General features: G+C 59.7%; 24 protein-coding genes. 15 read left to right on the top strand and 9 right to left on the bottom strand.

Going from position 1 to position 25,439, the window contains the following annotated elements; genetic code table 11:
- Positions 1-128: 128 nt before the first annotated feature.
- The 3 genes from iraP to F3I15_RS09740 all read left to right on the top strand — a co-directional run bounded on the left by iraP (position 129) and on the right by F3I15_RS09740 (position 2,433).
- Positions 129-383, top strand: coding sequence for an anti-adapter protein IraP (iraP, locus tag F3I15_RS09750; RefSeq protein ID WP_094112120.1), 255 nt, complete (start codon positions 129-131; stop codon positions 381-383).
- Between the two features lie 80 nt (positions 384-463).
- Positions 464-772, top strand: a complete 309-nt coding sequence (locus F3I15_RS09745) for a PsiF family protein (protein WP_150017717.1) — start codon at positions 464-466, stop codon at positions 770-772.
- 134 nt (positions 773-906) lie between these two features.
- Positions 907-2,433 (top strand): FAD-dependent oxidoreductase, encoded by a 1,527-nt coding sequence (locus tag F3I15_RS09740; protein ID WP_150017715.1) that lies wholly within the window; start codon positions 907-909, stop codon positions 2,431-2,433.
- 68 nt (positions 2,434-2,501) lie between these two features.
- Here the strand turns inward: F3I15_RS09740 and proC are convergent, their stop codons facing one another.
- Entirely contained in the window at positions 2,502-3,314 is an 813-nt protein-coding gene (proC, locus tag F3I15_RS09735) for a pyrroline-5-carboxylate reductase (protein WP_113654941.1), read from the bottom strand.
- Positions 3,315-3,456: 142 nt separating this feature from the next.
- Here proC and F3I15_RS09730 point away from each other — a divergent pair, with 142 nt between their 5' ends.
- A complete protein-coding gene (locus tag F3I15_RS09730; protein WP_039382940.1) occupies positions 3,457-3,900 on the top strand; it encodes a YaiI/YqxD family protein in 444 nt (147 codons plus the stop codon).
- Here the strand turns inward: F3I15_RS09730 and F3I15_RS09725 are convergent, their stop codons facing one another.
- Positions 3,901-4,563, bottom strand: coding sequence for a DUF2076 domain-containing protein (locus F3I15_RS09725; RefSeq protein ID WP_150017713.1), 663 nt, complete (start codon positions 4,561-4,563; stop codon positions 3,901-3,903). It lies immediately after the preceding gene.
- Positions 4,564-4,846: 283 nt separating this feature from the next.
- On the opposite strand from F3I15_RS09725, the gene aroL reads away from it, so the two are divergent.
- From aroL to ppnP, 3 genes are all read left to right on the top strand, one after another.
- The gene (aroL, locus tag F3I15_RS09720) at positions 4,847-5,371 is read left to right on the top strand and encodes a shikimate kinase AroL (RefSeq protein WP_150017711.1); all 525 of its coding nucleotides are present in this window, start codon (positions 4,847-4,849) and stop codon (positions 5,369-5,371) included.
- A gap of 111 nt (positions 5,372-5,482) precedes the next feature.
- Positions 5,483-5,674 (top strand): YaiA family protein, encoded by a 192-nt coding sequence (locus F3I15_RS09715; RefSeq protein ID WP_150017709.1) that lies wholly within the window; start codon positions 5,483-5,485, stop codon positions 5,672-5,674.
- A 143-nt stretch (positions 5,675-5,817) separates the two neighbouring features.
- On the top strand, positions 5,818-6,102 hold the full coding sequence (ppnP, locus tag F3I15_RS09710) for a pyrimidine/purine nucleoside phosphorylase (RefSeq protein ID WP_039382944.1): 285 nt from the start codon (positions 5,818-5,820) through the stop codon (positions 6,100-6,102).
- A 56-nt stretch (positions 6,103-6,158) separates the two neighbouring features.
- Here the strand turns inward: ppnP and rdgC are convergent, their stop codons facing one another.
- Positions 6,159-7,070 carry a recombination-associated protein RdgC gene (gene rdgC / locus F3I15_RS09705; RefSeq protein ID WP_150017707.1) on the bottom strand — a complete coding sequence of 304 codons (912 nt, stop codon included), beginning with the start codon at positions 7,068-7,070 and terminating at the stop codon, positions 6,159-6,161.
- Between the two features lie 147 nt (positions 7,071-7,217).
- Here rdgC and mak point away from each other — a divergent pair, with 147 nt between their 5' ends.
- Positions 7,218-8,141 carry a fructokinase gene (gene mak / locus F3I15_RS09700; protein ID WP_150017705.1) on the top strand — a complete coding sequence of 308 codons (924 nt, stop codon included), beginning with the start codon at positions 7,218-7,220 and terminating at the stop codon, positions 8,139-8,141.
- On the opposite strand, the gene F3I15_RS09695 is transcribed toward mak, so the two are convergent.
- From F3I15_RS09695 to sbcD, 3 genes are all read right to left on the bottom strand, one after another.
- Positions 8,136-8,525, bottom strand: coding sequence for a cell envelope integrity TolA C-terminal domain-containing protein (locus F3I15_RS09695; protein ID WP_150017703.1), 390 nt, complete (start codon positions 8,523-8,525; stop codon positions 8,136-8,138). The genes mak and F3I15_RS09695 overlap by 6 nt on opposite strands.
- A 103-nt stretch (positions 8,526-8,628) precedes the next feature.
- Positions 8,629-12,306: an AAA family ATPase gene (locus F3I15_RS09690; RefSeq protein ID WP_150017701.1), complete on the bottom strand. Its 3,678-nt coding sequence runs from the start codon at positions 12,304-12,306 to the stop codon at positions 8,629-8,631.
- Positions 12,303-13,520: an exonuclease subunit SbcD gene (gene sbcD, locus F3I15_RS09685; RefSeq protein WP_150017699.1), complete on the bottom strand. Its 1,218-nt coding sequence runs from the start codon at positions 13,518-13,520 to the stop codon at positions 12,303-12,305. The genes F3I15_RS09690 and sbcD overlap by 4 nt, the downstream gene beginning before the upstream one ends.
- Before the next feature lie 192 nt (positions 13,521-13,712).
- Here sbcD and phoB point away from each other — a divergent pair, with 192 nt between their 5' ends.
- The 6 genes from phoB to proY all read left to right on the top strand — a co-directional run bounded on the left by phoB (position 13,713) and on the right by proY (position 21,139).
- Complete coding sequence (gene phoB / locus F3I15_RS09680) at positions 13,713-14,402, top strand: phosphate response regulator transcription factor PhoB (RefSeq protein ID WP_039382949.1); 690 nt, start codon at positions 13,713-13,715, stop codon at positions 14,400-14,402.
- A gap of 15 nt (positions 14,403-14,417) precedes the next feature.
- Positions 14,418-15,728, top strand: a complete 1,311-nt coding sequence (gene phoR / locus F3I15_RS09675) for a phosphate regulon sensor histidine kinase PhoR (RefSeq protein WP_150017697.1) — start codon at positions 14,418-14,420, stop codon at positions 15,726-15,728.
- 68 nt (positions 15,729-15,796) lie between these two features.
- Positions 15,797-16,717 (top strand): PstS family phosphate ABC transporter substrate-binding protein, encoded by a 921-nt coding sequence (locus F3I15_RS09670; RefSeq protein WP_150017759.1) that lies wholly within the window; start codon positions 15,797-15,799, stop codon positions 16,715-16,717.
- Positions 16,718-16,886: 169 nt separating this feature from the next.
- Positions 16,887-17,993: a cobalamin-independent methionine synthase II family protein gene (locus F3I15_RS09665; RefSeq protein ID WP_150017695.1), complete on the top strand. Its 1,107-nt coding sequence runs from the start codon at positions 16,887-16,889 to the stop codon at positions 17,991-17,993.
- A 401-nt stretch (positions 17,994-18,394) separates the two neighbouring features.
- A complete protein-coding gene (gene brnQ, locus F3I15_RS09660; protein ID WP_145339265.1) occupies positions 18,395-19,714 on the top strand; it encodes a branched-chain amino acid transport system II carrier protein in 1,320 nt (439 codons plus the stop codon).
- Between the two features lie 69 nt (positions 19,715-19,783).
- Complete coding sequence (proY, locus tag F3I15_RS09655; protein ID WP_150017693.1) at positions 19,784-21,139, top strand: proline-specific permease ProY; 1,356 nt, start codon at positions 19,784-19,786, stop codon at positions 21,137-21,139.
- Between the two features lie 284 nt (positions 21,140-21,423).
- On the opposite strand, the gene F3I15_RS09650 is transcribed toward proY, so the two are convergent.
- The 3 genes from F3I15_RS09650 to F3I15_RS09640 form a co-directional block, all read right to left on the bottom strand.
- A complete protein-coding gene (locus F3I15_RS09650; RefSeq protein WP_150017691.1) occupies positions 21,424-22,653 on the bottom strand; it encodes a histidine-type phosphatase in 1,230 nt (409 codons plus the stop codon).
- Positions 22,650-23,456, bottom strand: a complete 807-nt coding sequence (locus F3I15_RS09645; protein WP_150017689.1) for an inositol monophosphatase — start codon at positions 23,454-23,456, stop codon at positions 22,650-22,652. Before F3I15_RS09645 ends, F3I15_RS09650 begins: the two co-directional genes overlap by 4 nt.
- A 162-nt stretch (positions 23,457-23,618) precedes the next feature.
- Positions 23,619-24,200 (bottom strand): ACP phosphodiesterase, encoded by a 582-nt coding sequence (locus tag F3I15_RS09640; protein ID WP_150017687.1) that lies wholly within the window; start codon positions 24,198-24,200, stop codon positions 23,619-23,621.
- A gap of 103 nt (positions 24,201-24,303) precedes the next feature.
- Between F3I15_RS09640 and queA the strand changes: the two genes are divergently transcribed.
- Positions 24,304-25,383, top strand: coding sequence for a tRNA preQ1(34) S-adenosylmethionine ribosyltransferase-isomerase QueA (gene queA, locus F3I15_RS09635; RefSeq protein ID WP_150017685.1), 1,080 nt, complete (start codon positions 24,304-24,306; stop codon positions 25,381-25,383).
- Positions 25,384-25,439: the final 56 nt, after the last annotated feature.

The raw sequence follows: 25,439 nt of genomic DNA, 5'->3' as shown, positions 1-25,439 counted from the left end.
TCGCCATTAGACGTTGAATTGTTACGCTTTTTTAAGGCTTATTTATTCACAAAAGTGAGGAAAAGCGCTTGTTGTTTTCTTCTGCTCAGTGCTAACGTCAGCACTCCTTTCCTTATCGAGTTCATTGCATGAAAAATCTGATTGCAGAACTCCTGCTCAGGCTGGCGGAGAAAGAAGAGGCGTCCAAAGATCTGGTGGTACAGATCGAGGCGCTGGAGATCGTGCTGACTGCCATGCTGCGCCAGCTGGATGCGGAACAGCACCATCAAATCGCCAGCGCGATTAAAAATGCGATGCCGCCCGCCGCGCCGGTTGCTGAGAGCGCTGATGCGGTACTGCTGCGAAATTACATCGAAAAATTACTCAAATATCCTCGCCAGTGAGCCTGCGTAAGCGATTTGCCGCTGTTTCGCTGATTTTCGTGCCAGACTGATAAAGTCCCCCCTACACGGAGATCCCGGCAATGAAATATTCGTTACTGACTCTGACTGGCGCTGCTCTGCTGTTTACCGTTAGCAGCGCAGGCGCCGCTGAAAAAACGCCGCAGCAGGAAAAGATGACGCGCTGTAATCAGCTCGCCGCCACGCAAAATCTGAAAGGCGATGAGCGCAAAACCTTTATGAGCGACTGCCTGAAAAAAGAGAGTAAGCTCGGCAATATGACGCCGCAGCAGCTGAAAATGAAAAGCTGCAACAGCGCAGCCGGGGAAAAAGATCTCTCGGGTGATGCGCGCAAAACCTTTATGAGTAGCTGCCTGAAAAAAAGCGCCTGATAATAAAAGCGGCATCTGATTAATGACTTAGCTGCCGCTTGCTTTATTTTTCCTGCCAGTTTCCCACGCTTTGCCACACTTACTCTTTGCAGGGGTTTGTCATCCCGCATCCGAAAATAATAAAGGAGCAAGGTGTGAGCTATCAATCTATCACAGAGCTTAACGCGCTGGCGCAGCAGCAGCCCGTGCCGTTCAGCGTGGGCGAGACCGACATTATTTTGATCCGCGATGGCGATCAGGTGCAGGCGTTTCAGGCCAAATGCCCGCACGCCGGCGCGCCGCTGGCGGAAGGGGCGGTCTGTGACGGCAAACTGATCTGCCCGTGGCACAAAGCGGTATTTCAGCTGCAGGATGGCAAAATGTGTGAACCGCTGGCGCTGGCCAACCTGACGCGTTATCCGGTGCGGATCGAGCAGGGCAAGGTGCTGGTCAGTGAGCAGCCGCTTCCTGAGGCATCCGCACCCGCTGCGGCAGATAGCGAGCCGGTCTATGTCATTCTCGGCAGCGGAGCGGCGGGCGCCGCGGCGATCTGGACGCTGCGCGATGAGGGATTCAGCGGACAGATTATTCGTATTGAGCGAGAGGCCGCGGCCCCGTATGACCGTACCGCGCTCAGCAAGTTTGTGCCGTCGGGCAAAATGGCTATCGATGATGTCCCTGCGCTGCTGCAGCAGGATGTGCTGGGGCCGGTCGAACTGCTGCAGGATGAGGTGGTGCAGCTGCAGGCGCGTGCAAAAACGCTCACGCTGAAAAGCGGAGAGCAGGTGAGGTTTGACCGGCTGCTGGTGGCGACCGGTGGCGTGCCGCAGGCGCCGGATATTCCCGGCCGGGATCTGGCCGGCGTTCACCTGCTGCGTTCGCGCGATCAGGCTGAGGCGCTGCTGAACGATGTTGATGAAACGCAGGAGCTGGTGATTGTCGGCAACAGTTTTATCGGTATGGAAGTTGCCGGAGCGCTGCGCAGTCGTGACGTAAAGGTCACCGTGGTCGCCCGCCAGCGTCTGCCGTTTGTAAAACAGTTTGGCGAAGAGATAGCGGAGCATTTTTATGCGCTGCACCGCAGTAACGGCGTTATCTTTGAGCAGGGCGAGCCGGAGGCGCTGGAGGGGGAGCGTGAAGTCACTGCGCTACGCCTGAAAGGAGGCAAAACATTGCCCGCGCGGCGGGTGCTGCTCGGTACCGGCGTCAGCCCCGCAACCGGGTTTGTGCATGACTTAACGCTGCAGGAGGATGGCAGCCTGCTGACCGATCGCCAGCTGCGGGTGACGGATAGCGTCTGGGTCGCCGGCGATATTGCCACCTATCCCACCGCTGATGGCGAACAGCGCATCGAGCACTATCGTGTGGCTCACCAGCAGGGGCGGATTGCCGCGCTGAATATGCTGGATAAGCAGATTGAGTACGACCGCGTACCTTTTTTCTGGACGGCGCACTACGGCACCCGTTACGAATATCTCGGGCATGCTGAAGAGTGGGATGAATATCGTCTGCTGGGTTCGCTGGATGACCAGAGGTTTATTGCATTCTACTGCCAGCAGGGGAGAATTGCAGCGGTCTGCTCGGCCGGATTATACACGCTTACCGCTGCGCTAATCGAACAGATGCAGCAGCCGCTGACGCTGGCGCAGGGCGTGGCGCTCTATGAGCAGTATACCGCGTAACTGCCCGGCTTAATTCCGGTCCTCAGTTCAGAAAAGAGGACCGGGACGACGGCAGAAGAGGACTGCGATTACGCTTTGCTCAGCGCCTCTGACTTCGCCATACAGCGCTGCATGGCGTTCATCACCGCCGCGCGAAAACCATTCTCTTCCAGCGCTTTTACCGCCTCAATCGTCGTGCCACCGGGCGAGCAGACCTGATCTTTCAGCTCAGCAGGATGTGTGCCCGTCTCGATGACCATCTGCGCAGCACCTTTCACCGCCTGCGCGGCAAACTCATACGCCTGCGCGCGCGGCATGCCGCCCAGCACGGCCGCGTCGGCCATCGCTTCAATAAACATAAATACATATGCCGGAGCAGAGCCGCTGACGCCCACAACCGCGTGGATCAGATACTCATTGACCACGGCGGCTTTCCCGAAGCTTTCAAAAATAGCGACGATATCGTCCACTTCCTGCGGCTCCACCAGCACGTTAGGTGTCACCGAGGTCATGCCCTCATTGACCAGCGCCGGCGTATTGGGCATCACCCGCACAATTTTGCGATCGTGACCCAGTACGCCAGCCAGCGAATCCAGCGTCACGCCTGCGGCAATTGAAACTACCAGCGCATCCTTTTTCATCACGCCCGCCAGATCGCTGAGCACTTTCAGAATCACATTAGGTTTGACCGCGCCAAACAGGATATCCGCCTCGCGCGCCAGTGCTTCTGCGCTCTCCGCCGCGCTGATCCCGTACTGCTGCGCCATCTGCTGGTTGGTTTCCGCTTTGCGGTCCCATACCAGAATATTGGCGGGGGCGATAAGCCCGCTGTTGACCAGGCCGCTGATGATCGCCCGGGCCATATTGCCGCAGCCGATAAAGCCGATTTTTTTCTCCAGCATCGCTCTCTCCTTAATCATATTGATTTCGCTGCGGGTTAGCTTACGTCAGCGGTCGTGAATAACAAGTGCCGGTAAAATATCGATTGCCTTTCCTGACCAGCGCGGCAAGATTGCGCCTGTTATTCATTACAGGGAAACCATTATGTCAATCTGGGTCGATGCTGACGCCTGTCCGGTAGTCATTAAAGAGGTACTTTACCGCGCTGCCGAACGGACAAAAGTGACGGTGACCTTTGTCGCTAACCAGCCGCTGCGCGTGCCGCCTTCACCCTTTCTGAAGACGCTGCAGGTCGCGGCCGGTTTTGACGTGGCGGACAATGAAATTGTGAAGCGCGTGCAGCCCGGCGAGCTGGTGATCACCGGCGACATTCCGCTGGCGGCGGAAGTGCTGGAAAAAGGGGCTGCTGCGCTGAATCCGCGTGGTGAGCGTTACTCGCCTGATACTATCCGGCAGCGCCTGACCATGCGCGATTTTATGGAGACGATGCGCGCCAGCGGCATTCAGAGCGGCGGCCCGGCGGCGCTGAGCCCGCGTGACCGCCAGCTGTTTGCCAACGAACTCGACAAGTGGCTGCGTCAGCGCTGATCAGACAAAGCTGTCATCATCATCAAAGCCGCCGTTGTCAAAATCATTCAGATCGCTGTTGTCGGCAAAGCTGTTGTCATTCCAGCTGCTGTTGTCATTGAGAAACGCACTGCTGCTGTCGTTGCCGTTGAACGTATCCAGGTTCTCATCCACCTGCGGCAGCGCCGGTTCGTTGATAATATTCACGATCTCTTCCGGCTGCGAATGATGAAACAGGCTGGTGAGCATATCCGCCATCACCACGCCACCTGCCACGCCTACAGCCGTCTGCAGCGCGCCGCCGAGAAAGCCAGTGCCGCGGGCCGGTGCGGCCGGCTGCTGCGCATATTGCGGGGGCGGGCTGTTCCAGCCAGACTGCTGCTGCTGCGGTTGCTGCTGACGCGAACCGCCGCCAAATAAACCGGAAAGAAAGCCGCCGCTCTGCTGCGGAGCCTGCTGCTGTGCCTGGTTGTTTTCCAGCTCGGTGATGCGGGCATTCAGCTTTTTCAGTGCAGCCTCCTGAATCAGAATCGCCTGGGCCATGTAGTAGGGCGCGTCGGGCTGGTTCTGCAGATGCTGACGGATAAGCTGTTCCGCACCCGCATCGCGCGGGCCACTCTGCTCACCGGCCTGTTTTAACCGGCTAAAGAGATTTTCAATGAGTTGCTGTTCCTGATTTTGCATGGTGAACCTCCGTTGGCGTTAAGGCTATCTATATGCGGGCAGGGCGCGCGAAAGTAAATCACTGACGTGGTAAGCAAATGTTGCCCGCGTACACCGCCCGGGTGATGCACAAAATGCGCATGCTTTTTCGCTTTAAATTCAGTGAGCTAATTATAGCAGCCGCCAGAGTGCGCGTAATTTGTGCTTCGAAACTGGCTGCTGAAATAAAATCCGGATATTATGCGACGCATTATTGACCTGATCGCCTGCCGGCGCGGCAGAGCACGGCGGAGAATAAGCCCGGATGTCATTACCCATCTATCTTATCGGCGCACGCGGATGCGGCAAAACCACTATCGGCCAGGTGCTGGCGCGCATGCTGAATTACACCTTCTGCGATACCGATCACTACCTGCAGCAGGCCGCGCAGCGCAGCGTGGCTGAAATTGTTGCCAGCGAAGGCTGGGAGAGCTTCCGCGCGCGCGAAACCGAGGCGCTGCGCGCCGTCACCACGCCGGCAGCGGTGATTGCCACCGGCGGCGGGATGGTGCTGGCTGAAGTAAACCGCCGCTTTATGCGCGAGCAGGGACATGTGATCTGGCTCAGCGCACCGGCGGAAGCGCTGGCGAACCGGCTGCAGCAGCAGCCTGAAACCGCGCAGCGGCCCACGCTTACCGGCCAGCCAATTGCCGAGGAGATGGATGAGATCCTGCGCCTGCGCGCGCCGCTCTATCAGCAGGCGGCCCACTATCAGGTTGATGCCATGCAGCCGCCGGAGCAGGTTGCAGAACAGATCATACGTTCGCTCGCGCTGGCCCGCGCCAGCTGATTTTTATCAGAAAACTCCCGCTTTGCTGGCATCAATGCATGCTGGTCTATACTCAGTTACAGGCAGCGGATCGCCACTGCCGTGTGGAACACTGATAAGAGAGGGAAAACGATGCCATCCAGACCACCCTATCCGCGTGAAGCCCGTGTCGTGGCCGTCGAAAAAGGGCCAGAAGGTAAAAAAGTTACCTGGTATGAACTGCGTGCCGATCATCCTAAAGAGAACTCCCTGATCAGCGAGCATGAATCTGAGCAGGAAGCACTGGACGCGAAAGATCGCTACGAAGATGTGGAAAAAGAATAAGCCGCACTGGCAGGGACGCCAGTGAATTCTCCGCACTCTCCTGAATTTTCCTGCCGCTGCGCCAGCAGCGATTTATTTGCGTGACACCCTGAGGGCTCCCCTTGTAATCTGCTGATAACCTTCATGTGCTGCGAGGAAAAAGCATGCTCAATGTCAGTGATTATTTCGACGGAAAAGTGAAATCGATCGGGTTCGACAGCGTGACCATCGGCCGCGCCAGCGTAGGCGTTATGGCTGAAGGCGAGTACACCTTTGGCACCGGCCAGCCGGAAGAGATGACGGTGGTGAGCGGCGCACTGAAAGTGCTGCTGCCGGGTGAGGCGGAGTGGAAGTGGTATGAGGCGGGCAGCACATTTAATGTCCCCGGCCACAGTGAGTTTCATCTGCAGGTAGCTGAGCCTACCTCCTATCTCTGCCGCTACCTGTAAACGGCGCAAGAGAGACAGAGCTGCAACCTTCAGGCTGCAGCTTTTTTTATGCCTGATTAACGCGGTGCTTCGCCGCCGAGCGCGTCGGTCAGGCTGGCGATCAGCGCCGCGAGTTCGCCGGTCATCAGCGTAAAGTCAGCGTCAAAGCGCAGAGCGAAATCCTCGCGATCGATATCATCATTCTGTTCACGCAGCGTATCGCTGAATTTCAGGCGCTTTACTGAACCATCATCAGCAATCACAAACTGAATTCGCTCCTGCCAGTCGAGCGCCAGTCTGGTCACCACTTTGCCCGCTTCAATGTGGTTGGCGATCTCATCGGAGATCAGATCCTGCTTTTTGCAGCGGATCACACCGCCATCCTCCAGCAGCGCTTTCAGCTCCGCCTCATCCATCAGGGCGTAGCCTGCAGGCAGGTCGCCGCCGCGCACCCACTCCGTCAGCGTCAGCTCAATCGGCTTCTCCATGGTCAGCGGCACGACCGGCAGCGAGCCGAGACTTTTGCGCAGCAGCGCCAGCGTATCTTCCGCTTTTTTGGCGCTGGCGCAGTCAACAGCGATCAGGTTATTGACCGTATCGATCCACATAAAGGTCTGGCTGAAACGGCTGAAAGCGCGGGGCAGCAGGCTGTGCAGCACTTCATCTTTCAGCGAATCTTTTTCAGTTTTCTTCAGCTTGCGGCTCTGCTCCGCCTCCAGCTTCTCAATTTTGGCATCCAGCGCCTGCTTCACGACCGGTGAAGGCAGAATTTTCTGTTCGGTGCGGGCGCAGATCACTATCTGTCCGTTGACCTCATGGGCCAGCGCTTCCCCGCGGTTACCCATCGGCGATACCCAGCCGGTCTGAGCCATATCCTGACTTCCGCACGGTGAGAACGTAAATGCATCAAGCTGTTTTTCCAGATCGTCTGCGGACAGCGGAAGGTCACGATTCAGACGATAAACCATCATATTTTTAAACCACAACATCGGGATTCCTTACCGTGGGTGCGATCGGGCGCACAAGTCTCAAACAGGGAGCGCGCATGATAGCGAAACCTGCGCCGGGTTTCATTGCCTTTCCCGAATCGCCCCTCTACTGTATCTCCACCCCATGTGAATAATGAGGAATAACCCGTGCGTATCGGTATCGATTTAGGCGGCACCAAGACAGAGGTTATTGCTTTATCGGATGACGGCACGCAGCTGTTCCGTCATCGCGTGAATACCCCGCGCAACGACTACGCTGCTACGGTCGGCGTGATGGCGGATCTGGTACGTCTGGCCGAAGCGCAGACCGGAGAGCGGGGCAGCGTCGGGGTCGGTATTCCCGGCTCGATTTCGCCCTATGCGCAGCGGGTGAAAAATGCCAACTCCACCTGGCTGAACGGACAGCCGCTGGATAAAGATCTGGCGCAGGCGCTGAGCCGGGAGGTGCGTATTGCCAATGATGCAAACTGTCTGGCGGTCTCTGAAGCCACCGACGGCGCCGGCGCCGGTCAGCCGCTGGTGTTTGCGGTGATCATCGGCACCGGATCCGGCGCGGGGATCGCCATGAACGGCGTGTCGCGCATCGGGCTCAATGGCAACGCCGGCGAGTGGGGGCACAATCCGCTGCCGTGGATGGATGCCGATGAGCAGCGCTTTCAGCAGGAGGTGCCGTGCTACTGCGGCTTACGGGGATGTATTGAAACCTTTGTTTCCGGAACCGGTTTTGCCACTGATTACCAGCGGTTAAGCGGGCAGACGCTCAGCGGTGCGGAGATTATGCAGCTGATTGCGCAGCAGGATCCGCTGGCGGAGCAGGCGATGAGCCGCTACGAACAGCGGCTGGCGAAAGCGCTGGCGCAGGTGGTGAATCTGCTCGATCCCGACGTGATTGTGCTGGGCGGCGGAATGAGCAATGTGGACCGTCTGTACCAGACGCTGCCCGGCCTGATGCAACCCTGGGTGTTTGGCCGCGAGTGTGAAACGCCAGTGCGTAAAGCGCTGCACGGCGACTCCAGCGGCGTTCGCGGCGCAGCGTGGCTCTGGCCGCTGGAGGGACAGGCGACGTTATGACTTATGCGGCGCAAAGCCAAACCACGCCGGCTGGGTGCGATCGGGCGGCGGCGGCAGCGCGGCGGACTGGCCAACCAGCTGCCAGGCGCGCAGGCACAGCGCCTCATCACCCTGCGTCTGGGTAACGGCAAAGCGCCCGCTGGCCTGCCACTCCAGCCGCAGCCAGCACTGCTGTCCGGCGTAGTGCGCCGCATCGCGAAACTGCTGGTTAAGCTGATGCTGAACGCTGCGCGTCCAGTGGCAGGAGGCGCTTTCCGGTGCCACGTCCGGCTCGCACAGGTTGCTTAATGCGGCTGGCGGGGCGGCAGGCGTACGGGCGCAGCCAGTCAGCGTCAGTGCTGCCAGCAGCAGACCCGCTGCGGCGGCGATAAAATCTATTCTCATAACAGAGCCTGAAAAACGGGAGCCAGCCGCTGAGTCTACCGCGCGCCGGGCGGAAAGCTATGGCATTCCTCTGACTCTCTGCAGAACCAGAATCAGTCGCAGGTTACGCTCCCGGCAGCTGCAGCTTGCTGTATCCCAGGCCATTCATTTTCCGTACCCGGATCTGGACCGGAATACGCTCTTTCATCGCCTCTACGTGGCTGATCACGCCAATGGTTTTCCCGCTGGCGTTAAGCGCATCCAGCGCGTCGAGCGCGGTATCGAGCGTCTCAGCATCCAGCGTGCCAAACCCCTCATCAAGGAACAGAGATTCGATGCGGGTTTTGTGACTGACCAGATCGGAGAGCGCCAGCGCCAGCGCCAGACTCACCAGAAAACTCTCACCGCCTGAAAGCGTCCGGGTATCGCGGGTTGCGTCCGCCTGCCAGGTATCCACCACCTCAAGCTCCAGCTCATCGCTGAGGCGTCGCTGCAGCAGATAGCGTCCATGCAGGCGATCGAACTGACGATTCGCCAGCCAGACCAGATGATCCAGCGTTAACCCCTGCGCAAACCGGCGGAACTTGTCACCTTTGGCTGAACCGATCAGATCGTTGAGGCGGCTCAGCTGCACCAGCTCAGCCTCATCGGCGGCGATCTCTGCCAGCAGCGCCTGCTGCTGCTGGCGCAGAAGCGCATCACTCTGCAGCTGCTGCTGCGCCTCTCCCTGCTGGCGCGCGTTATCACGCAGCGCCAGGCGTAATGTCTCCAGCTGCTGGCTGAGGGCGGCAGCCTGTTCATTGCTGAAGCCGGCGGGGCGCTGCTGCTGATGCTGCGCCAGCCGCTGGTCCAGCTGTTCATAGCGGGCAATCTGCTGTAAACGCTGCTGCTCCAGCTGCTGCAGCCGGGCGCGCAGCTGCAGCAGCGCCTCTTCCGGCAGCAGCGCCGCGTGCAGTGCCGCTTCATCAGCAAACTCGCTCTGTCGCAGTGCCTGGCTGAACTGCTGTTGCGCCTGCTGCAGGCGCTCCGTCAGCGCGGCCTGCTGGCTGTACGTCTGCGCCAGCTGACCCTGCAGGCTATGCAGTCCGCTTTGCGCCTGCTGCCACTGCTGCAGCCCCCCTGCCAGCGCCTGGTCCAGCTGCTGCAGTAGCGTGTGCTGTTGCCGGCGCGCCTCCGTTACGCTGCGCGTGCCAAACAGCTGGCTGCGCTGCTGCTGCAGATCCTGCTGCTGCTGCTGCATCAGCGTCAGAGCGTGCTGCAGGCTCTCCTGTTGCTGCCGTTCACGCTGCAGCGTCTGCTGCAGGTTATGCTGTTCACTTCCCGCTCTGGCGATCTGCGGCTGCAGAGAAGTCAGTAACTGCTCACTCTCTTGCCAGCGCTGCCAGCGCTGCTGCTGTGCGGCAAACCAGCTGGCGCGTGCGGCGGGTTCCGGCAGGCGAAGCTGATGGGCCGCGAGCTGCTCCGTCAGGCGCGCCGCAGCGTGCTGCAGCGCCTGCTGCTCATCTCTGAGCCGCTTCTCCAGATCGGCCAGCTGCTGCTGTGCGCTCTCCCGCTGCTGCTGTGCAAGCTGCTGCTCCTGCAGATGCTGCTGCCACCGCTGCTGCTGCTGCAGATAGGCATCTTTAGCCTGCTGCAGCACTGCTGCTGCCTCTTCACGCGCCTGCAGCTGCTGTTGCTCCGTCAGCTCCTGCGCCTCCAGCTGCTGCTGCCAGGCAGTGAACTCTGCATGCTGCGCCGGCGTAAAGTTCAGTCCCAGCGGAGTGCACAGCGCCTGCCACCGGGTATCAATGGTGGCCAGCTGGCGATCCAGGTCAGCCAGCTCCTCTTCCAGCGCCTGCTGCTGCTGCAGAGAGAGTTTCTGCTGTTCGCCCTGTGCCGTGCCTGCCTCTTTCAGCTGCGCCACTGCCGTCTCCAGCGCGGTCAGCCGCTGCTGATTCTCATCCGGCCGGAGCTGCTGATAGTCCGCTACCGCCGGGTGCTGACAGGAACCACACAGCGGGCAGGGGGTGTCAGGCTGTAATCTGGCGCGCTCATCAGCCAGCCGGGCAATGGTCCGCTCCAGTTCGCACAGGCGACGCAGATCGAGCAGCGCCTGATGCTCACGCTTCCAGCTGTCGCGCAGCTTCTGCAGCGTCTCTTCACCCTGCCGGTAACTCTGCTGCAGCTGCGTCAGCCTGGCAGCCCGCTGTACGCGCTGCGGTTGCAGCGATTGCCACTGCGCGGCCAGCAGCGTCAGCTGCTGACGCGGGGCGCGCTGCTGCTGGTAGCGGGCAAGGGCATTGCGCAGATCGGCGCTGCGCTGCTGATTTTCCAGAGAGGTCAGCGCCTGCTCAGCCTGTTCGCGCTGCTGGCGGCTCTCCGCTTCCGCCTGCGCTAATGGCTTAGCCGCCTGTTCACGCGCTGCCAGCGTCTGCTGCAGCAGCGCCAGCTGCTGCTGTTGTCGCTGCTGCTGTCCGGCAAGCTGCGTCGCCGCCTGTTCACGCTCCTCAAGGTGCCCGATATCAGCCTGCCAGCGCGCCAGCTCCGGTCCCCAGCCGGCGGTCGCCGCTTCGCGCGTGCGCCACGCCTGCTGTTCAGCCAGCTGCAGCTGTAAGCGTTCACTCACCTGTTGCTGCTGCTGTAGCGCCTGTTCGCTGCGGCCGACCGCCTGCTGCTGCTGCGTCAGCTGCTGCTGCTGTTCACTCAGCTGCTGCGCGGTGCGCGCTATCTGCTGATCGAGCGGCAGCACCTGCTCCGTCAGCAGCGTTTCGAGCTGCTGTCCGGCTTCCACCGCCTCATCACGCCTCTGCAGCGCCTGCTGATAATCGCGTTCCGCCTGCTGCAGCGTGGTTTCAGCCTGCTGCTGCTGCGCCTGCAGCTGCCGGACCAGCTGCTGCTGTGCATCACTGTCGCGCTGCAGCTGTTCACGCAGCTGCAGTCCGGCGCGCAGCTTCTCTGCCGGCTCGGCGCGCGCCAGCTGCTGGCGCTCTGCGGACGCCTGCTGCCACGCCTGTTCCGCTGCCTGGCGCGCCGCGTCAGCGTGCTGCTGCTCCTGCGTCAGCTGCTGCGCCTGCGCCAGCCACTGCTGCTGCGTCTGCGCCTGCGTAAGCTGTGCATTCAGCGCGCGCTCCTCCGCGCTTAAAGTCTCCAGCTGCTCTGTGAGCGATGCCCGCTGCGTCTCATCCAGCAGCGTAATGCCGCCGGCGCGGGCGCGCAGCGTCTCAAGCGCGCCGCGCGCCGCGCGCCAGCGTTCAAAAATATGAATGGAGATATCGCCATAAATCTCGGTACCGGTCAGCTCCTCCAGCAGTTCGGCGCGCTCGCCGGGGCGGGCGTTCAGAAATGCGGCAAACTGACCCTGTGACAGCATCATTGAGCGGGTGAAGCGGGCAAAATCGAGCCCGGAGAGCGACTCTATGGCTTTCAGCTTATCGCCGACTTTATCCGCCACGATCTGATTATCAGCGACCCGCGCCAGCTCCACGCGCGGCGCCTGCAGCTTGCCGTCAGCCTGACCGCGCGCCCGGTTCTGGCTCCAGAAGGCGCGCCAGGCTTCACCTTTAATTTCAAACTCAACTTCAGCCAGACACTCGGCGGTGTCGCGCGTCATCAGCTGATTCTCACTCTGCGACAGCCCGCCAAGGCGCGGCGTCTGGTGATAGAGCGCCAGGCAGATCGCATCCAGCAGCGTGGTTTTGCCGGCGCCGGTAGCGCCCGTGATGGCAAACAGGCCGTTGCTGGCGAACGGCTCCTGGCGGAAGTCAATCAGCCATTCACCGCGCAGCGCGTTGAGATTTTTAAAACGTAGCGTCAGAATTTTCATGCGGACGGATCCTCCAGAGCGGCCAGCGCGCTGCGAAACAGACGGGTCAGTCCGTCACTCTGCTGCGCGTCCAGCTCTGACTCCTGTGCCAGGCGACGGGCAAAAACCTCTTCGACTTTTAGTTCGCTCAGCGTCTCATTTGTCAGCCGCTCCAGGCTGCGCTGACGCAGCGCGCGGCTGCGGCGTACCAGCAGCACCTCTACCGGCAGCGTGGCCGTGAGCTGTTCAATACGCCGCTGCAGATCGGTGAGGTACTCCTGCGTGGTGATCTCGATATCCAGCCATACCGGCAGCGATCCCTCATAGCGGGCAAACTGTGCCAGCTGCGCCTCAATCTCTGCCATCGATCCTTTTAGCATCTGCATCGGCTGAAAGGCGGGTATGGTCAGCGCGGTTACGCTCTCCAGCGTGCGGCCAAAATCGAGCAGCCAGACGCTTTTATCACGTCCGCTCTCATCAAAACTGAGCGGGATCGGTGAGCCGCTGTAGCGAATATGTTCCGTGCCGGCAATCCGCTGCGCGCGGTGAATATGGCCGAGTGCAATGTAGTCTGCGGGCGGAAACGCCTGCGCCGGAAACGCATCCAGCGTGCCGATATAGATATCACGTACCGCGTCGCTTTTGGTCACGCCCACGGTAGTGAGGTGGCCGGTAGCGACGATTGGCAGCGGCTTATCCAGCCGCTCTCTTTCTGCCATGGCGGCGCTATAGCAGTGCTGATAATGCTGCTCAATCGCCTGCAGCAGCGATAACTGCTTGTCGCGCCCGGACTGACCGGCCCGGCTGCGCAGAATATCGCGCGGGCGCAGATAGGGAATGGCGCACAGCAGCGCGCCCGGCGATCCGTCACGCTGCGTCAGCGTCAGCACCTGCTGTTCGCCGCCGGGGGTGGCGCTGGTGATCACCCGGGTGTTAAGGCAGGCCAGCAGTTCGCGCGACTCATTCAGCGTGGCGACCGAATCGTGATTGCCCGCCAGCACAACCAGCTGACAGCCGCTGGGCTGCAGCGCGACCACGAACCGGTTAAACATTTCACGGGCGTAACTGGGGGGCGAACCGGTATCAAACAGATCGCCTGCCACGATCAGTGCATCAACCTGATGCTCAGCAATTTGCCGGAGCAGCCAGTCAAGAAAAGCCTGGTGTTCGGCGGCGCGACTCTTGCTGTAAAAAAACTGACCGAGGTGCCAGTCTGCGGTATGAATAATGCGCATGGGGTGTCCTGCCTGAAAGCTGACGGCCAGTATAACGGCTTCGGGCATAAAGGAAAAAAGACGTTTTTGCCGGTGCGGGGGTGGTTTTTATCTCTTGCTTACCCGCCGGGTTTTTCATAAAAGTGTCATAAAACTGACGCATAATGACGCCGCATATCCCAGTGACATCCCGTCACACTCGCAGGAGCAATAATGGCCAAGCGCATTTTGGTTGTGGAAGATGAAGCGCCCATCCGGGAAATGTTATGTTTTGTGCTGGAACAGAACGACTACCAGCCCATTGAAGCGGAAGATTATGACAGCGCGATTAGCCGGCTGATTGAACCCTGGCCCGATCTGATCCTGCTGGACTGGATGCTGCCTGGCGGCAGCGGCATTCAGTTTATTAAACATCTGAAGCGCGAGGCCATGACGCGCGATATCCCGGTCATGATGCTGACCGCGCGCGGTGAGGAAGAGGATCGCGTGCGCGGGCTGGAAGTGGGCGCAGATGATTACATCACCAAGCCGTTCTCACCGAAAGAGCTGATGGCGCGTATCAAAGCCGTCATGCGGCGCATCTCCCCGATGGCGGTCGAAGAGGTGATTGAGATGCAGGGGCTGAGTCTCGATCCCTCCTCACATCGCGTGATGTCGGAGACCACGCCGCTGGAGATGGGACCAACCGAATATAAGCTGCTGCATTTCTTTATGACGCATCCGGAGCGGGTCTACAGCCGCGAACAGCTGCTGAACCACGTCTGGGGCACCAACGTCTATGTCGAAGATCGCACCGTGGATGTGCATATTCGTCGCCTGCGTAAAGCACTGGAAATCTCCGGCCACGATCGTATGGTGCAAACCGTACGCGGAACAGGGTATCGTTTCTCTGCCCGCTACTAAACGGAGCCTGCTACCGTGCTGGAACGCCTCTCCTGGAAGCGATTACTGACCGAGCTGGCGCTGGCCTGTCTGCCTGCGCTGCTGCTCGGCCTGCTGTTTGGTTATCTGTCGTGGTGGCTGCTGGCAGCCGTCTCAGGCGTTCTGGCCTGGCACTTTACTAATCTGATGCGGCTCTCCCACTGGCTGTGGGTCGACCGATCAATGACGCCGCCCACCGGGCGCGGCAGCTGGGAACCGCTGTTTTATGGCCTCTACCAGATGCAGCTGCGTAACCGCCGCCGCCGCCGCGAGCTGGGAAACCTGATCAGGCGCTTTCGCAGCGGCGCGGAGTCGCTGCCGGATGCCGTGGTGCTGACCACTGAAGAGGGAACCATTTTCTGGTGCAACGGCCTCGCCCAGCAGCATCTGGGGCTGCGCTGGCCGGAGGATAACGGCCAGAATATTCTCAACCTGCTGCGCTATCCCGAATTCTCCCGCTATATCCGCCAGCGCGACTTTGCCCGGCCGCTGACGGTAGTGCTGAATAATCAGCGGCACATGGAGTTCCGCGTGATGCCTTACAGCGAGGGGCAGTGGCTGATGGTGGCGCGCGATGTGACCCAGATGCATCAGCTGGAGGGCGCCCGCCGCAACTTTTTTGCCAACGTCAGTCATGAACTGCGTACGCCGCTCACGGTGCTGCAGGGCTATCTGGAGATGATGGACGATGAGGCGATGAATGCGCGCACGCGCAGCAAAGCGCTGGGTACAATGCAGGAGCAGACCCGGCGCATGGACAGCCTGGTGAGGCAGCTGCTGACGCTGTCGCGCATCGAAGCGGCTCCGGCGCTCGATCTCAAAGAGCGGGTTGATGTACCGGCCATGCTGCATCTGCTGCAGCGCGAGGCGGAAACGCTGAGCCAGGGGCGCCATGTTATTCACTTCCATACCGATCCTCATCTGCGCGTACTGGGTAACGACGAGCAGCTGCGCAGCGCTATCTCTAACCTGGTCTATAACGCGGTTAACCACACGCCGGAAGGCACACATATTCATATCAGCTGGCTGCGCACGCGGCAGGGAGCGGAGCTTAAAGTCTGCGATAACGGTCCCGGCATCAGCGAAGAGCATCTGCCGCGCCTGACGGAGCGCTTTTACCGCGTTGATAAAGCGCGGTCGCGTGCCACCGGGGGCAGCGGACTGGGGCTGGCGATCGTCAAGCATGCGCTGAGCCATCACGGTGCACGGCTGGAGATCAGCAGCCGGCCGCATCAGGAGACCTGCTTTCGCTTTCTGCTGCCGTCGCGTCTGATTGTGGAAGAGGCCGCGCAGGAGCGGGCGGGGTAATCTGCGTTGCGCCGTTTTCGCAGGCTTGCCACAATAGCGCTCTTCTTCTCTCTGACGGCGGCTCCATGCTGAAATCTCTGCTGTTCACACTTCTGCTGCTCTTCTCTGTGCTGGCGCAGGCGCAAAAAGCGATGCTGACCGGCAACCTCAGCAGCGCCGGGTCAGATACGCTGGGCTACCTGATGACGCTGTGGGGGGAAGATTTCAGCCTGCAGGCGCCCGGCGTCAACGTTCAGGTACAGGCGGCGGGCTCTTCAACCGCGCCAACGGCGCTGGCTGCGGGTGCCGCACAGCTGGGCGCGATGAGCCGGCCGATGCAGAACGATGAACGACAGCTGTTCATTGCCCGCTACGGCTATCCGCCGCTCGCCGTACCGGTCGCCATGGATGCGCTGGTCGTGGTGGTGAACCAGGCTAATCCGCTGCAGCGTATCAGCCAGCCGCAGCTTGATGCGCTCTATTCTGTTACCCGCCTGTGCGGCGGCACGCAGGTTCCGCAGCGCTGGGGCGATACGGGCGTGACAGACGATAACTGGGCGCAGCGGCGCATTCAGCGCTTTGGCCGCAACTCCGCCTCCGGCACCTGGGGGTTCTTCAAACAGCAGGCGCTCTGTCGCGGCGATTTTCGCGCTGACGTGGCGGAGTTTCCCGGTTCAGCTGCCGTGGTGCAGGCGGTTGCGACCACGCCAGAGAGTATCGGCTACGCCAGCTTTGGCTTTCATCTCAGCGGCGTGAAGATAGTGCCGATTGTGACGCGAACCGGCGAAAGCATTATGCCCGATGCCGATACCATCCGCAGCGGCCGCTATCCCTGGTCCCGGCCACTCTATATCTACGTGAATAAACCGCCGGGCAAGCCGCTGCCGCCGCTGGTGGCGGCGTTTCTGCATCAGGTACTGTCGTCGCAGGGCCAGCGGCGAGTGGCGGAAGCGGGCTATTTACCTCTCTCCGATGCGCAAATCTCCGCTGCACGGGCGGCCATTGAGTAAGCAGAAAGCGCGTGCACAGGAAAATGAATTTTCTTCATGTCTGCTGAAAATTCTTCCGTTGCCCCGGGCGCGGAAGCGTGGCACTCTTTGGACATATAGCCATCCAGATGGCTGAAATAACCAGAAGAAATTATACCTGACCGCAACTACCGGTCTGCAAGGAGAATCTATGCCCGCTCAGCACGCCCCGTTCCGCGCCGATACCGTCGGCAGTTTTCTGCGTCCCGCTGCGATCAAACAGGCGCGCGAACAGCACGCCCGTGGTGAGATTGGCGCTGAGCAGCTGCGCGAAGTGGAAGACCAGGCTATTCGCGATGTTGTCGCGCAGCAGCGTGCCAATGGCCTGCAGGTTGTCACCGACGGCGAGTTCCGTCGCGCCTGGTGGCACTTCGATTTCTTTGGCGATTTGAATGGCGTAGAGCTGTTTGAAGCGGAGCAGGGGATCCAGTTCAACGGCGTGCAGACCAAAGCGCACGGTGTAAAAGTCACCGGTAAAGTCTCGTTTAATCCGGCGCATCCGATGCTGGACCACTTCCGCTTTCTGCAGAGTATCGCCGGCGACGCGGTCGCTAAAATGACGATTCCCAGCCCGAGCGTGCTGCATTTCCGCGGCGGTCGCAAGGTTATCGACGCCACGGTTTACCCCGATCTGGATGCCTACTTTGCCGATCTGGCGCAGACCTATAAAGACGCCATTGCCGCATTTTATGCTGCCGGCTGCCGCTATCTGCAGCTCGACGATACCGTCTGGGCCTATCTCTGCTCCGGGGAGCAGCAGGAACAGATCCGCGCACGCGGCGACGATCCGCAGGCGCTGGCCCGCACTTATGCGCAGGTGCTGAACGCGGCGCTGGCAGATAAACCGGCCGATCTCACCGTCGGGCTGCACGTGTGCCGCGGTAACTTCCGTTCTACCTGGATATCAGAAGGCGGCTATGAGCCGGTAGCGGAGATCCTGTTTGGCGGCGTGAATATCGACGCCTTTTTCCTGGAGTATGACAACGAACGCTCCGGCGGATTTGAGCCGCTGCGCTTTATTAAGCCAGGTCATCAGAAAGCGGTACTGGGTCTTATCACGACCAAAACCGGCGCGCTGGAAGATCCTGAACAGGTCAAAGCGCGGCTGCAGGAAGCGGCGCAGTATGTCAGCCTCGATCAGATCTGCCTCAGCCCACAGTGCGGCTTTGCTTCCACCGAAGAGGGTAATAGCCTGAGCGAAGCGGAGCAGTGGCAGAAGATCCGTCTGGTGGTGGATATTGCTAAACAGGTGTGGTGAGAGTGTAAAGTTGTGCAGACAGGCGCGTAAATCGCGCCTTTTGTGCATCCGGAACCGCACTTATGCAAGAACAACTTTCGCTTTGTCTGAATTTTAAACAAATCATCTGAGGCGTTTAGCGGCTATTTCGCCCATATTCACTGCCTGCATACGCTTATGCGCGATATCCTTCTGGTTTTTCGATCCTGTATTGTCTTTCTCCGCTATAAACGTTTTAATTTGCGCCGTTGTCGATTCATCCCTCTGTGAACAGAAGAAAAGCAGATTAAATCACCTGCGCTGTCTCGATTCGGCCCGCATTTCGCACTGGGTAATCCAGCTAAGCCATTGTTATCGCGCAATCAGGGGACAACACAAACTCAACTTCCACCGCAACATCAGCTACAGGCACGACAGAAGTTATGACATACCGTTTAACCTCGAGGGACATCCTTGCGCTGGGCTTTATGACCTTTGCCCTGTTCGTTGGCGCAGGCAACATTATCTTTCCACCAATGGTGGGAATTCAGTCTGGTGAACACGTCTGGGTCGCCGCACTCGGCTTCCTCGCGACCGCGGTCGGCCTGCCGGTCATGACCGTGATCGCGCTGGCGCGCGTTGGCGGCGGCATCGATGCGCTCAGTTCGCCAATCGGTAAAGCAGCGGGTCTGCTGCTGGCAACGGTCTGCTATCTGGCCGTGGGCCCACTGTTTGCGACGCCGCGTACTGCGACCGTTTCGTTTGAAGTCGGTATCGCTCCGCTGACCGGTGACGGCCCGCTGCCGCTGTTTATCTATAGCCTCATCTACTTTGCGCTGGTGATCGGGATCTCCCTCTATCCGGGCAAGCTGCTGGATACCGTCGGACACGTGCTGGCGCCGCTGAAAATTGTCGCGCTGACCATACTCGGCGTTGCCGCGCTGGTCTGGCCGGCGGGCGGTATTGCGCCTGCGACGGCAGACTATCAGCGCGCGGCGTTCTCTACCGGTTTTGTAAATGGCTATCTCACCATGGATACGCTGGGCGCACTGGTGTTTGGTATCGTGATTGTGAATGCGGCGCGTTCCCGCGGCGTTGAAGATGCGAAACTGCTGACGCGCTACACCATGCTGGCTGGCCTGATCGCCGGTGTCGGACTGACGCTGGTCTATCTCAGCCTGTTCAAGCTCGGCTCCGGCAGTGCCGGCCTGGTTGACCAGAATGCCAACGGCGCCGCCATTCTGCACGCTTACGTACAGCAGACGTTTGGCAGCATGGGCAGCTTCTTCCTCGCTGCGCTGATCTTTATCGCCTGCATGGTAACGGCCGTTGGCCTGACCTGCGCCTGCGCTGAGTTCTTTGCACAGTATCTGCCGCTCTCGTACAAAGCGCTGGTGTTTATTCTGGGCCTGTTCTCGATGGTGGTGTCAAATCTGGGGCTGAGCCATCTGATTCAGATCTCCATCCCGGTGCTGACAGCAATTTATCCGCCCTGTATCGTGCTGATAGTGCTAAGCTTCACCCTCAACTGGTGGAACCGCAGCTCGCGTATTATTGCGCCAACCATGCTGGTCAGCCTGCTGTTTGGCATTGTGGATGCAATCAAAACCACCAGCTTTAAAGAGATACTGCCGCTGTTCAGCCAGCATCTGCCGCTGGCCGACCAGGGACTCGCCTGGCTGCCGCCTTCGCTGGCAATGATGGTGATTGCTGCCGTGGTAGATCGCGTTAAAGGACCACAGCAGGTAGTTGTCCGGCAGTAAACGACACGGCTGTTCATTCCGACCACGGGCTTGCCCGTGGTTTTTTCATTTTCACAGGACCTGTTTGTTATGCAAGAAACCAACACGCTCAAACGCGGACTGAGCACGCGCCATATTCGCTTTATGGCGCTGGGATCGGCAATCGGCACCGGGCTGTTTTACGGCTCGGCGGATGCTATCAGGATGGCGGGACCCAGCGTTTTGCTGGCCTATATTATTGGTGGCGCGGTGGCCTATATCATCATGCGCGCGCTGGGGGAGATGTCGGTTAACAATCCGCAATCCAGCTCCTTTTCGCGCTATGCGCAGGATTATCTCGGTCCGCTGGCGGGCTACATCACCGGCTGGACCTACTGCTTTGAGATCCTGATTGTGGCGATCGCGGACGTCACCGCGTTTGGCATCTATATGGGCGTCTGGTTTCCGGATGTGCCGCACTGGATCTGGGTGCTGTCGGTAGTGCTGATTATCGGCGCCATCAACCTGATGAGCGTGAAGGTGTTTGGCGAAGTAGAGTTCTGGTTCTCCTTCTTTAAGGTCGCCACCATTATCATCATGATTGTGGCGGGCTTTGGCATGATTTTCTGGGGCATCGGCAACGGCGGAACGCCGACCGGGATCCATAATCTCTGGAGCAACGGTGGCTTCTTCGCTCACGGTATTGTGGGTATGCTGCTCTCGCTGCAGATGGTGATGTTTGCCTATGGCGGTATCGAAATCATCGGTATCACCGCCGGTGAAGCGGATGAGCCCGCCAAATCGATTCCGCGCGCGATCAATTCGGTGCCGCTGCGTATCCTGGTGTTTTATGTGGGTACGCTGTTTGTCATTATGTCGATCTATCCGTGGAATCAGGTCGGTACCGAGGGCAGCCCCTTTGTGCTGACGTTCCAGCACCTGGGTATTGCAGCGGCGGCGTCAATTCTTAACTTTGTCGTGCTGACCGCTTCGCTATCTGCCATCAACAGCGATGTCTTTGGCGTGGGGCGTATGCTGCACGGTATGGCGCAACAGGGCCATGCGCCTAAAGTGTTCCAGAAAGTCTCTTCGCGCGGCATCCCGTGGGTGACGGTGGTGGTGATGATGTTTGCGATGCTTATCGCCGTCTATCTGAACTACCTGATGCCGGAAAAAGTCTTCCTGGTGATCGCCTCGCTGGCGACCTTTGCCACGGTCTGGGTATGGATCATGATCCTGCTGTCGCAGATTGCATTCCGGCGCAAAATTGGCAAGGCGCAGGCGGCGCAGCTGCAGTTTGCCGTACCGGGCGGCAGTGCCACCACCTGGGCAGGCGTGCTGTTTCTCGCCTTTATCATTGCGCTGATTGGCTATTTCCCTGATACGCGAATTTCACTCTACGTGGGCTTTGCCTGGATTGTGCTGCTGCTGCTGGCGTGGCCGCTGGTGAAAAGGCAGAAACGCTGAGCGTCAGGCTAAAAAGAAAAGAGTCGCCCTGTGTGGCGACTTTTTTTATGGGAAAAAAAGTATTCGGCGCATCCTGTCGCCGAAAAATAGAACCAAAACGGAAAAATAGGTCAAAACTAAGGGATGATTGACGCACTCAGAATACGCTAAATTTCATAGCGTTATGTCACAGCGGACAAATATAGAATTATCGCAGTTCAGCCCTAAAAACGCTTCAGCAGAACGAAGAGGCGGCCGGGAAACTGATAAGCCCGCATGGCGGGCTGAACAAAGGTGCAACTGATTCAGGGAGCCCACGTGACGGGGGCGAGGGCGCTGCTGTCGATTTCTTTTCTGAGCTGAGCCAGCGTCGATTGATAAGGACAGAGCGTGCCGATAGCGCTGTCGTGACAGTCTGGCTGATGCCACTCTGCCTGCAGTAAAGGGTGCTGGCGATCCACCGGCGCGAGCTGGCGCAGCGCATCCAGGCTCTGCGCCTGAAAATAAATGCGCAGCCGGCGGCTGTTATCACGCGTATTGCGCCATCGCTCAAACACCAGGCTGCTGCCCGGCGGGATATTACCGCGCGCGTAGCCCGGCAGCTGCCAGCTGAAATGCATCAGGGTGCGCACCATCGCGATATTGGTATCGTGGGCCACCAGCAGCAGCCAGCGGGTATCGGGCGAGCCGGGGCGATCTTCGAGCGCCGCAATCGCCGCATCGAGCAATAGTGAGCCGCGCTTTTGTGCCAGATAAGGGACATCGTTACTCAGATCGTAATTGGCGGTGAGCAGCGGCAGCAGCGCCGTAATCTGCTGCGCGCTGTTCAGGCGCCCCTGCGCCAGCGCCTCCGGCGGCAGATTTTCACTCCAGCCGAGACGCAGCGTTTCCACCATGCTCGCCATCACGCTTAATCCCTGAATATAGCTGTGGCCGCTCCGGGTCTGCTTCAGCTGCCACGGGCGCGAAAAAAAGCGGCAATCGCCGTCGCAGACCGCCGCATTCAGCTGCCGGATCGCCGGCTGCAGTCGCTGCTGCAGCGCAGCAAGGTCGCCAGCCCGTGCGGCAATCGCTGCCTGCTCGCGGGCAGGATCGGTCCGGGCAAACGGAAATTTATCGCTCTGAAACAGAGGGTCCGGCCCATCAGCGACAACGTGCACCGGCACACCGCAGCCGGGAAACGCGCCGTCAGTCAGCGCCTGAGCCGTGGCCCGCGTGCGCTGCAGCGGGCTGGCGCGCACATAAATTTGCCGGCTGTCAGGGCAGCCCGCGTGGAGCAGGCCCGCCTGACGGTAATAGTTACCCTGCCAGCGTCCTTTATTCACTACCGCGCTGTAGCCGTGACCGGTAAGTTCACCATCTGCCGTGCTCCAGCGCGGCCAGGGGCGCTGCGTGGCCGCTTCAATCTCTGCCCGGTTAGCCGCCGTCGGAGGACGTACGCCGTGCCGGCCGATCTCCACCACCTTTTCCAGCTGCCAGGGATCGGCTGCGGTGGCGAGCAGCGGCAGCAGCAGCAATATCAGCAGCGATTTCACGTCAGCGACTCCGCCAGCAGCGCATTGATCTGCGGCCAGAGCGTGGCGTTAGCCAGCAGTACCGGATTGCCCTGCGTCAGGCCATTGTTCTGCTCATAACGGTTGGTCTCTCCACCTGCCTCCCGCATCAGTATGATGCCGGGCAGACCGTCCCACGGCTGCATACGCGCTTCGTAATAGCCGGTCAGCCGCCCGGCCGCCGCCCACGCGCTCATCAGCGCACCGGAACCGTTGCGGATAAACATGCCGCCCTGCTGCAGCAGCGCGCTGATAAAGTCGAGCAGCGGAGCCGCAGGCTGACTGGTGGAGCAGCCCAGACCAAACAGCCCCTGGCTCAGCTGGCTGGCGCTGTGTGCCCGGATACGCTGCTCATTCATCCATGCGCCTTTGCCCCGGCAGGCGTGAAAGATCTCCTGATGATTGGGATCGCAGACCACGCCAATAACCGGTTCGCCTTCACACACAATCGCCAGCGCCACGCACCAGTTGTGCAGCCCGCTGAGAAAGTTGCTGGTGCCATCAATCGGGTCAACAACCCAGATAAAGCGTGCCTGTCCGGCGTCTCCGCCGCTCTCCTCACCGATAACCGCGTCTTCAGGAAAGCGTTCAAGGATAAGGTGCCGGATTAACTCCTCAACGTTGCGGTCAGCTTCACTGACCAGATCCTGTAAATCCTTCTTATATTCTGCAACCAGCTGGTTACGCTGCTGATACCACGACATGGCGCGACTGCCAGCGGCTCTGGCGACCTCGCAGGCAAACTGATAGCGCGCCTCTAATTCAGTTAACGTAGCTGATGACATGTTTCCCTCTTATCATTTTCTGGCTGGTGTAGTAACCAGACGTGCCTGAACAGGCGGAATGGTGGTGTGGCCGGGTCTGGTAAAGTTAAGAAAGGCTTCATTAAGCCGCAGATATATGCGGCTGGCAAGAGGGGAGAAGAGGTATTGGCGCGGATTACGGATTCAGAGGCGCTGCGCGCGAGCATCCGCTATCAGACGCGGATAGAAAGCAAAAAACAGCGCTTCCAGCGCGTCGTAGTGTTCAACAAAATCCTGATAGGAGTCGCGCAGTGCCGCAAGACGGGGACGGCGATATGCCATGCCGCGCAGCACCCGCTCCAGCCGCGCCGGTTCTGCGTAGTGTTCAAACCAGCGTTCGCGCCACATCACCGCGTTGAGCTCAATAAAGCTTTCTGGCGTTCCCGCCAGCTGCGGCACAATGTGCTGCTGCGCGGCCTCGCTAAAGGCGGCGAGTGAGATATCGGGCTGAAACTGCTGCCAGTGGCGCGCAAGAAAATGATCCCAGATCACATCAAGCGTAATCGGGGCTACGCGCCGCGTTTCCGGACGAAACCACTGCCGGGCGGTACGCACTTCAGGCAGGTTGTCCGTCAGCACATCGATACGGCGGTGCAGAGCGATCCCCGCTGCGACCGGTGCCGGCCACTGCGCCTGAACGTTGCCGCGCACAAAGTCGGCCAGCAGGTTGCCCAGCAGCGAGCTTTCTGCCAGCGTGGCAAGATGAAGGTGAGCAAGAAAATTCATGCGCTATTATAGGCAGAATCGCGTCTCTGCAGCCAGTTGTTCAGAATTTCCCACTTTTCCGCTAAACTATGCCGCCTGTTTTTGAGTCCGGAAAAAGTTATACATGCGTGTCGCCGATTTTAGCTTTGAGTTGCCCGAATCCCTGATTGCCCACTATCCCCAGGCGCAGCGCAGCGGATGCCGTCTGCTATCCCTTGATGGCCCGAGCGGCGCCCTGACGCACGGTGTCTTTACCGATGTGCTGGAGAAGCTTAATCCCGGCGATCTGCTGGTGTTCAATAATACGCGGGTGATCCCGGCGCGCGTCTATGGACGTAAAGCCAGCGGCGGCCGGATTGAGATGCTGGTAGAGCGTATGCTGGATGACAAGCGGGTGCTGGCGCACGTGCGCGCCTCAAAGGCGCCAAAGCCGGGCGCTGAGCTGCTGCTGGGCGATGATGAGAGCGTAAAAGCGACCATGGTGGCGCGGCACGACGCGCTGTTTGAGATCGCCTTTACCGATGAACGCGCGGTGCTCGATATTCTCAATAGCGTAGGCCATATGCCGCTGCCGCCCTATATCGATCGCCCGGATGAAGAGGCCGATCGCGAGCTTTACCAGACGGTATACAGCGCCCGTCCTGGCGCGGTGGCTGCGCCAACCGCCGGGCTGCACTTTGATGAACCGCTGCTGGAGGCGCTGAAAGCCAAAGGGGTGGAGATGGCGTTTGTGACGCTGCACGTTGGGGCGGGGACCTTCCAGCCGGTGCGCGTTGAAAATATCAATGACCATATCATGCACTCGGAATATGCAGAGGTGCCGCAGGATGTGGTTGACGCGGTGCTGGCCTGTAAAGCACGCGGTAATAAAGTTGTCGCGGTGGGGACCACGTCGGTACGCTCGCTGGAGAGCGCCGCGCAGACGAGTCAGGATGCGCCACTGGCGCCTTTCTTTGATGATACGCAGATCTTTATCTATCCGGGCTATCGCTACCAGATTATCGATGCGCTCATTACCAACTTCCATCTGCCGGAATCGACGCTGATCATGCTGGTTTCTGCGTTTGCCGGTTATAAAAACACCATGGCGGCGTACCAGAGCGCGGTGGCCGAGCAGTACCGTTTCTTTAGCTACGGGGATGCAATGTACATCACCCGTAATCCGCACGCTCCTGACGAACCTGTCGGAAGCACACACCCTTAATGTTCCGGTGCCGCCTGCGGGTGGCGCGGGTTCAGCCGGGTAAATCAGACTGTTTC

Source organism: Pantoea sp. M_9, from assembly GCF_008631385.1.
Classification (GTDB): Bacteria; Pseudomonadota; Gammaproteobacteria; order Enterobacterales; family Enterobacteriaceae; genus Pantoea; species Pantoea eucrina.
This window is presented reverse-complemented; position numbering and strand designations above follow the sequence as displayed.

Bases quoted from the DNA above. Each gene is read 5' to 3' on its own strand.
- F3I15_RS09645 (WP_150017689.1), bottom strand. From the start codon at position 23,456: ATGTCATCAGCTACGTTAACTGAATTAGAGGCGCGCTATCAGTTTGCC.
- F3I15_RS09725 (WP_150017713.1), bottom strand. From the start codon at position 4,563: ATGCAAAATCAGGAACAGCAACTCATTGAAAATCTCTTTAGCCGGTTA.
- rdgC (WP_150017707.1), bottom strand. From the start codon at position 7,070: ATGTTGTGGTTTAAAAATATGATGGTTTATCGTCTGAATCGTGACCTT.
- ppnP (WP_039382944.1), top strand. From the start codon at position 5,818: ATGCTCAATGTCAGTGATTATTTCGACGGAAAAGTGAAATCGATCGGG.
- F3I15_RS09745 (WP_150017717.1), top strand. From the start codon at position 464: ATGAAATATTCGTTACTGACTCTGACTGGCGCTGCTCTGCTGTTTACC.
- sbcD (WP_150017699.1), bottom strand. From the start codon at position 13,520: ATGCGCATTATTCATACCGCAGACTGGCACCTCGGTCAGTTTTTTTAC.
- proY (WP_150017693.1), top strand. From the start codon at position 19,784: ATGCAAGAAACCAACACGCTCAAACGCGGACTGAGCACGCGCCATATT.
- F3I15_RS09715 (WP_150017709.1), top strand. From the start codon at position 5,483: ATGCCATCCAGACCACCCTATCCGCGTGAAGCCCGTGTCGTGGCCGTC.
- proC (WP_113654941.1), bottom strand. From the start codon at position 3,314: ATGCTGGAGAAAAAAATCGGCTTTATCGGCTGCGGCAATATGGCCCGG.
- F3I15_RS09640 (WP_150017687.1), bottom strand. From the start codon at position 24,200: ATGAATTTTCTTGCTCACCTTCATCTTGCCACGCTGGCAGAAAGCTCG.
- phoB (WP_039382949.1), top strand. From the start codon at position 13,713: ATGGCCAAGCGCATTTTGGTTGTGGAAGATGAAGCGCCCATCCGGGAA.
- F3I15_RS09690 (WP_150017701.1), bottom strand. From the start codon at position 12,306: ATGAAAATTCTGACGCTACGTTTTAAAAATCTCAACGCGCTGCGCGGT.
- aroL (WP_150017711.1), top strand. From the start codon at position 4,847: ATGTCATTACCCATCTATCTTATCGGCGCACGCGGATGCGGCAAAACC.
- queA (WP_150017685.1), top strand. From the start codon at position 24,304: ATGCGTGTCGCCGATTTTAGCTTTGAGTTGCCCGAATCCCTGATTGCC.
- F3I15_RS09665 (WP_150017695.1), top strand. From the start codon at position 16,887: ATGCCCGCTCAGCACGCCCCGTTCCGCGCCGATACCGTCGGCAGTTTT.
- F3I15_RS09730 (WP_039382940.1), top strand. From the start codon at position 3,457: ATGTCAATCTGGGTCGATGCTGACGCCTGTCCGGTAGTCATTAAAGAG.
- iraP (WP_094112120.1), top strand. From the start codon at position 129: ATGAAAAATCTGATTGCAGAACTCCTGCTCAGGCTGGCGGAGAAAGAA.
- F3I15_RS09695 (WP_150017703.1), bottom strand. From the start codon at position 8,525: ATGAGAATAGATTTTATCGCCGCCGCAGCGGGTCTGCTGCTGGCAGCA.
- brnQ (WP_145339265.1), top strand. From the start codon at position 18,395: ATGACATACCGTTTAACCTCGAGGGACATCCTTGCGCTGGGCTTTATG.